Source organism: Candidatus Frackibacter sp. WG13 (assembly GCF_900114655.1).
Classification (GTDB): domain Bacteria; phylum Bacillota; class Halanaerobiia; order Halobacteroidales; family Acetohalobiaceae; genus Frackibacter.
This window is the reverse complement of record NZ_FOTT01000041.1, coordinates 1-7,261: the sequence shown is the minus strand read 5'-3', so window position 1 is coordinate 7,261 and position 7,261 is coordinate 1. Positions and strand designations below refer to the sequence as shown.

At 33.0% G+C, this 7,261-nt stretch carries 8 protein-coding genes; all 8 read left to right on the top strand.

Annotated elements, in window-relative coordinates:
* Positions 1-367: 2-oxoacid:acceptor oxidoreductase family protein (locus BM077_RS13475; RefSeq protein WP_090095306.1), on the top strand; the 367-nt coding region annotated here is incomplete at its 5' end.
* A gap of 341 nt (positions 368-708) precedes the next feature.
* Positions 709-2,220 carry a sodium-dependent transporter gene (locus tag BM077_RS13470; protein WP_089751169.1) on the top strand — a complete coding sequence of 504 codons (1,512 nt, stop codon included), beginning with the start codon at positions 709-711 and terminating at the stop codon, positions 2,218-2,220.
* Positions 2,221-2,222: 2 nt separating this feature from the next.
* Positions 2,223-2,318 carry a MetS family NSS transporter small subunit gene (locus BM077_RS13625; protein WP_143018647.1) on the top strand — a complete coding sequence of 32 codons (96 nt, stop codon included), beginning with the start codon at positions 2,223-2,225 and terminating at the stop codon, positions 2,316-2,318.
* Positions 2,319-2,532: 214 nt separating this feature from the next.
* Positions 2,533-3,648 carry a M20/M25/M40 family metallo-hydrolase gene (locus BM077_RS13465; RefSeq protein WP_089751170.1) on the top strand — a complete coding sequence of 372 codons (1,116 nt, stop codon included), beginning with the start codon at positions 2,533-2,535 and terminating at the stop codon, positions 3,646-3,648.
* 67 nt (positions 3,649-3,715) lie between these two features.
* Positions 3,716-3,889: a small, acid-soluble spore protein, alpha/beta type gene (locus tag BM077_RS13460; RefSeq protein WP_089751172.1), complete on the top strand. Its 174-nt coding sequence runs from the start codon at positions 3,716-3,718 to the stop codon at positions 3,887-3,889.
* A gap of 218 nt (positions 3,890-4,107) precedes the next feature.
* The gene (locus tag BM077_RS13455) at positions 4,108-5,679 is read left to right on the top strand and encodes a bacteriohemerythrin (protein ID WP_089751174.1); all 1,572 of its coding nucleotides are present in this window, start codon (positions 4,108-4,110) and stop codon (positions 5,677-5,679) included.
* Positions 5,680-5,954: 275 nt separating this feature from the next.
* Complete coding sequence (locus tag BM077_RS13450; RefSeq protein WP_089751178.1) at positions 5,955-6,728, top strand: epoxyqueuosine reductase; 774 nt, start codon at positions 5,955-5,957, stop codon at positions 6,726-6,728.
* A 100-nt stretch (positions 6,729-6,828) separates the two neighbouring features.
* Positions 6,829-7,032: a 4Fe-4S dicluster domain-containing protein gene (locus BM077_RS13445; protein WP_090003569.1), complete on the top strand. Its 204-nt coding sequence runs from the start codon at positions 6,829-6,831 to the stop codon at positions 7,030-7,032.
* Positions 7,033-7,261: the final 229 nt, after the last annotated feature.

The window sequence follows — 7,261 nt, the reverse complement described above, 5'->3', positions numbered from 1 at the left end:
GCTAATAGCTTCGCCAGTAGTACCGAATCCAACGACAGCAATAGTAATGAATCGACCATCATTAGATAAGTTCGAATCAGATATAAAAGAAGGTGGTCATCTATTTATCAATAGTTCATTGATAGATAAGGAAGCTGAGCGAGAAGATGTAGAAGTAGTAAAGGTACCAGCCAATGAGATAGCAAACGAACTAGGCAATAGTAAAGTAGCCAATATGGTAATGTTAGGTGCGTTCATAGCCAAGACTGAGGTAGTAGACTTTGACTCAGTAATGGATGCTTTAGCAGATGTACTACCAGAACATAGACATAACTTGTTACCTCTTAATGAGAAGGCATTAAAGAGAGGTAAGGAAGTAGTAGGATAGATTCACATGAGATCCCTTAGGGTGTAAATTAGAATAAAAATTCATGCCCTAAGGGATTTTTAAATTAAAGAAATTATATTTGATGATACTTTTAAGCGATATATTTGACAAATTTAGAGTTGATAGTATATTATTAAATAGGAAAATGACTTATGTAAGCAATTTAATAGCTAATTAATATAGCAATAGGAGGTGGCAGAGTAGTTTAGTAGAGCTTAATAGAAAATTAATTACAAATGTAGAAGAGATTAGATAGCAGAATAAGCAGAGATTAGATAGTAGAAGAAATAATATATTCATTAAAGAATATAATAATTAAATTATTAAGGAGTGGAGTAGAAATGTCAGCAGAAAACAATGATGCACAATGGGGCTCTAGATTGGGTTTTATTTTAGCAGCAGTTGGTTCAGCAGTAGGATTAGGTAATATTTGGCGTTTTAGTTATATGGTCTATGACAATGGGGGAGGAGCTTACTTAATTCCTTATTTCTTTGCGTTATTAACAGCAGGGATTCCATTATTAATTTTGGAGTTTAGCTTTGGCCATAAGATGAGAGGTTCAGCACCATTTTCTTTTGCGCGTATGGGTAAGAAATGGGAATGGTTAGGCTGGTGGCCATCTTTAGTATCCTTTGTGATTACCACTTATTATGCAGTAATCATCGGTTGGAGTTTAAATTATATCGTTTATTCTTTTGGTCGTGTCTGGGGTAAGAATCCAGAAAGCTTTTTCTATAAGAGTCATCTTAACTTAAGTTCTGGTATTTCTGAAATAGGTGGAATCAATTGGACCATCTTACTTGGAGTAGCAGCAGTATGGTTTATTAACTATATTATTCTATATAAAGGTATTGAAGAAGGAATTGAGAAAGCTTCTAAAATATTTATGCCTTTATTAGCAGTTTTCATGTTAATTATCACTATTCGTGGTATTACCTTACCTGGTGCTTTAGCAGGTGTTAATAAATTCTTAGAGCCAGATTTTAGTGCTTTACTAGATGTTAAGATTTGGTTAGCGGCTTACGGACAGATTTTCTTTACTTTAAGTGTCGGTTTTGCGATTATGATTACCTATTCAAGTTATTTACCGAAGGATTCAGATATAGTAAATAATGCATTTATTACGGCATTAGCTAACTGTGGTTTCAGTTTTATTGTCGGGATTGGAGTCTTTGGAATTTTAGGATATATGGCTACAGAAACAGGACAACCGATTTCTGAAGTTGTAACTCAGGGAATAGGCTTAGCTTTTATAGCATTTCCTAAGGCTATTAATCTGCTTCCAGGCTTTCAGACTTTATTTGCGATAATCTTCTTTTTAGGTTTAACGATTGCAGGATTCTCTTCTAGTATTTCATTAATCGAAGCATTTGTAGCTTCAGTTAGAGATAAGTTTGATATTGAACGAAAGAAAGCAGTTTCTTATGTCTGTTTGGCTGGTTTTGTAGGTAGTTTAATATTTACTACTGGTGCTGGTTTATATTTCTTAGATATAGTAGATCATTTCGTTAACCAATTTGGTATTGCTTTAGTAGGGTTAATTGAATGTATTATATTAGGCTGGGTTTACAAGGCAAATAAACTTAGAAATTATGCTAACCCATTATCTGATTTTCAGATTGGGAACTGGTGGGATATCATGATTAGGTTCATAACTCCTGTAATTTTAGGTTATATGTTTATTCAGAATACTATATTAGAAATATCTAAACCTTATGGTGGATATGAGATGAGTGCTCTTCTTAAATTTGGTTGGGGTGTTGCAGCGATAATGTTAATATTAGGTATTGTAGTTAGCTTTACCAGTTGGACAGGTCGTAAAGAAGAGTTATTATCTAGGGAGGTGCTCTAATTATGTCTCTAGGTGCTATTCTTATGTTAATCTTTGGATCAGTAATTTTATATGGAGGTTTAGGTATCTGTTTAAGGATTGCTATGAAGAATAACTAACTATTTTAAAAAAGGTCTCATTGAGAGTTTTTTTCTCAATGAGACCTTTTAAGTACTGTATGAATATAAATGATTAAAATGCAAATTTTTTAATAATAGTTAAAAAAGCAGGATAAGGAAGCATAATAACGAAACATTATTATAATTATATTAGTATATATAATATATGCCTCATCAGAAGGGAAATTTAAGAAACTTAAAGGGAGAGGGATAAATGTTCAAGGAAGAGGATGTAATTAATAAATTTATAGAGTTAACTCAAATTGATAGTGAATCTTATAATGAAAGAGAGATAGCTGATAAATTAAAGAAAGAATTATTAGAATTAGGGTTAAAAGTTAATGAAGATGATGCTGGAGATGTGATTGAAAATAATACTGGCAATATAATTGCTAAATTAAAAGGGAATGAACCAAGCTTGCCAAAATTATTATTATCAGCTCATATGGATACTGTTAAACCCGGAAAGAGTATTGAACCAGTAGTTGAAGATGGGATTATTTTTAGTCAAGGTGATACTATATTAGGTGCAGATGATAAAGCAGGTATTACAATGATCTTAACTATTTTACGGGAACTAAAGGATAGTCAGTCTTCTTATGGGGACATAGAAGTAGTCTTTACTGTGTGTGAAGAAGCAGGTCTGTTAGGTTCTAAAAATTTAGCTTTTAAAAATTTAAATGCGGATTATGGAATTGTTTGTGATTCAGGGGAATCTGTTGGTAATATCATTATAGAAGGCCCAGCACAAACAAAGATTAAAGCAAAAGTTTATGGTAAAGCGGCTCATGCTGGGAAAGAGCCTTATAAAGGAATTAATGCAATTAAAGTGGCAGGAGTAGCACTTGCAAATATGGAATTAGGTCAGATTGATGAAGAAACAACGGCTAATATAGGAATTGTTAAAGGCGGAGAAGCGACTAATATTGTACCTGATGAAGTAGAGTTAGTTGGAGAGGTGCGTAGTAGGGATGAAGCAAAATTAGAAGAGCAGGTTCAAAGTATAATTAAGACTCTTGAAGAAGCAGCAGAAGAATTTGATACGGATGTAGAGGTCGAAGTTAAGCGACTATTTCCTTCTTTTAAATTAGATAAAGAGCTATCTATCATAAAATTAGCTATTGAAGCAGGTGAAAATTTAGGATTAGAACCTAAATTAATTGCTACCGGAGCCGGAAGTGATGCTAATATCTTTAATGCTCAAGAAATACCAACTATTAATTTTGGGCTTGGTACAAAAGAAGGCCATACAGCAGATGAAAATATAGAAACTGATAACTTTACTAAGATAGTAAAACTGATTTTAGATATTATACAAAATCTAGATTAATCTAACATATTAATCCAGTATAATAATCTCGTTATGGGATATATTATTAATGGAGGTGGTTTCCCCGGTGGGAAAAATTATGTCTGAAGAAACCAAGTATGAGTTGGCTAAGGAATTAGGCTTCTCTCATAAGGTTAAGGACGGAGATTGGGGCAATATAACCACCAGAGAAGCTGGGTCATTAGTAAGAAGTGCAATAAAGAAAGCAGAAGATGCGATGGCTCAGCAAGAAGAACAGTAGGAGCATATGCTCCTACTGTTTTTTTAGTTATAGAATAAAATATTATGAAATAATTTTAAACTTAAAAGAGGATTTTGAAGATTTATGTATAAAATATGCAATATGAGTACTATTTATTATCTATTTAAATATGGTTTGAAATAATTATTACATAATAGAAGGGTTTAAAAATTAGATAAGTAAAGGTGAATATTTAACTGATAAAAGGAGGAGAAGAAATGGAACAAAAGTCAGTAGCGCAATCAGGTAAGCTAGGATTAAAGCTTAGTTTAGGAGTAGTTGTAATCTATTTAATTAGTCTTTTAATTACTAATTTTAGCATTGGACTAATAACTAGTTCTGCTAACACAGATAAAATTAATTACTTAAGAATAATTACTAACATCATTATATTCTTGATCTTGTTTAGGGTTTTATTTAAGAGATTAGTTAGTAATAAGATTAATGATATTATTAACTGGTTACAAAGCTCAAAGGAAGGCAGCGTAAAGTCGGATTTAAATTTAGAAAGTAATGATGAATTAGGGCTATTAGTCAATGAATTAAATACTATAGAGGGCAAGTCTTCAGGAAATATTATTGAAGAGATTAGAGAAGAAATCGGTGACCTATCTATCTATAGTAATGAATTATCAGCCTCGTCTAAAGAAGGAAATAAGGCGATAAAGGAGACACACGGACTTATAGAAGATATGACAGCAAGTATTGAAGAAATTTCAGCTAGTTCTGAAGAAGTAACAAGCTTTGCTGAGGAAGCTACATCACAGACACATTTAGGTAAGGAGAATATCGAACAGACAATTAAAAGCATGCAAGATATTAACCAAGCTGTAGATGAGACGGTAGAAACGATGAAGGAGTTAAATGAGAATTCTCAAAAGATAGGTGAAATTATAGAATTAATAACTAATATAGCTGATCAAACTAATTTATTAGCATTAAACGCAGCTATAGAAGCCGCTCGTGCTGGAGAACAAGGACAAGGCTTCGCCGTGGTAGCAGAAGAGATTAGAGAATTAGCCGAAGAAACTGCTAATGCTACTAGTGATATAGTAGAGATAGTAAAGGTTACTCAGGATAAATCGAATGAAGGTTTAGAAGCTATTCAGCAGGTAGAGAGTAAGGCCAAAGAAGGTAAGAGTGTGGCTGAAGAGACTACACAGGTTTTCTTCGATATTGAAAATGCTAGCCAGCAAACTGCTGATATGATTGAACAAACAGCTATTTCTGCCCAGGATTTAGCAGAGAGTAGTGAAAAGATTATGGCTAAATCAAGAGTTATTTCCGATATATTTGATGTAGTAACTGATTCATCTAATGAATTAGCAGAGATGAGTCAGAATGTAAATCAGTTAACCGGTAGTGAAGCCAGTGATAAAGATAATGCAGATTTAGTTCAATGGGATGATAGTTATTCAATTGGAGTAGATAAGGTTGATAATCAGCATAAAGAGCTCTTTAAACGGCTTAATGATTTAATTCTTGCTAATAAGTCGGACAAAGGAAGAGATGAAGTTAAGAAGATATTAGGCTTTTTAGCCGATTATACTGTTAAACACTTTGAAGACGAAGAAGAATTACAACGCGAGTCTGGTTATCCTGATTATGAACTTCACAAAGAGATTCACGATAACTTTGTGCAAGATGTAGTAGAACTTAAGGAAAAATTAGAAGCAGGTAGAGTAGATGCTGCAACTATGATGAGATTTAATAAGAAAGTAACTAAGTGGCTAATTAATCACGTTAAAGGAATAGACCAAGAAGTTGGTAAACATATTAATAAAAAATAAATAGTCAAATATTTAAAAATAAGAAGGAATTTACGCAACGATGTCTAATTATGTATATAGATAACATAATAGTCAATTAATATTTTATAGTAGATTTTTTATGTGGGTCGTGGCAAGAATCACAGGTTTGTAATAAAGATTCTATTACGGATTATTAGGTATTTAGTCGCCTATTTCACTCTTTAATGTAAAGGGGAATAGGCGACTTATTTTTATATATAATTAAATTCATAATTATAATTAAAAGATTTATTTATGAAAGGAGTCAGTTCAAAATGTTAAAAGAATTAATTATTGGAACTATAGAAGAAGTAGTTGCTAGTGCTGATACAGAAACTGAATATCGTAAGCCATTAGTAGGTTTTGCTAATGCGAATGATGAAGAGTTTGAAAGCTTGAAAGAGATAGTGGCCCCTGAATATAAATTCCCTACTGATATACTTGCTAATGCTAAGAGTGTAGTTGCTTTCTTTATTCCATTTGCTAAAGAGGTAGTTGAACTTAATCAGCAACAGCAAGATTGTGCACCAGAATGGGCAATTGCTTATCATGAGACAAATGTATTAATCAGTCAAATATGTGATTCGCTAAAGAACGAAATGGATAAAATAGGAGTTAAAGTTGGGTGGGAAAGCCCAACATATAACTTTGATAAAGAACGTTTACTTAGCTTTTGGTCTCATCGTAGTGCGGCAAAGATATGTGGGCTAGGTGATTTTGGTCTCAACCAGATGTTAATTAGTAAACAGGGGAGTGCTGGAAGATATGGAAGCATAGTTATTGATAGACAGGTGATACCTTCCCAAAAAATCAACAAAAGTTTATGTCTTTATTATCGTAATGGTAGTTGTGGAGTTTGTGTTGATAGCTGTCCAACAGGTGCTTTAACAAAAGAGGGACTAAATAAGGATTTATGTTATAAGATGTGTTTAGAAAATGATCAAGTTTTTAAAGAGAAATTCGATAGATTTAATGACATTTTTGATGTATGCGGTAAGTGTCAGACAGGTCCGTGTGCATATGGTATTCCAGATTGCACAAAAGAATGACTTTTGCATAATTATTGAAAAATAATACAATTTAGCAGGGAAATTGCTTTAAGTCAGGAAATACATATAAATAAAGATTTAGTAGTAGAGGAGGTAGAAAATGGCTAAAGTAGATTTCATTCAGGATAAGTGCAAAGGTTGTGAGCTTTGTACTACAGTCTGTCCTAAGGATATAGTAGTGATTGATGATGAAATTAATACCAAGGGATTTCATCCAGCCACAGTTAGTGACGAAGATGAGTGTATAGCATGTGGTTTTTGTGCTAGCATCTGTCCTGATGTGGTGATTGAGATATTTAAATAGTTGACAGTTGACAGTGAAGCCCAGAAAAGAGCTTCCGAATTAGAAGCAGAGTCTATCATAGGCTTGCGACCAGTTAGAAAGGTCAAGGTTAAGATTAAGAAGTAAAATGATTGAGATAGTTTTAGATAAACTGACACTGACACAGATTACTGACACTGATATGTATAGGAGGTTATAGAATGAGTGAGAAAGTATTAATGAAAGGAAACGAAGCGATTGCCGAAGCAGC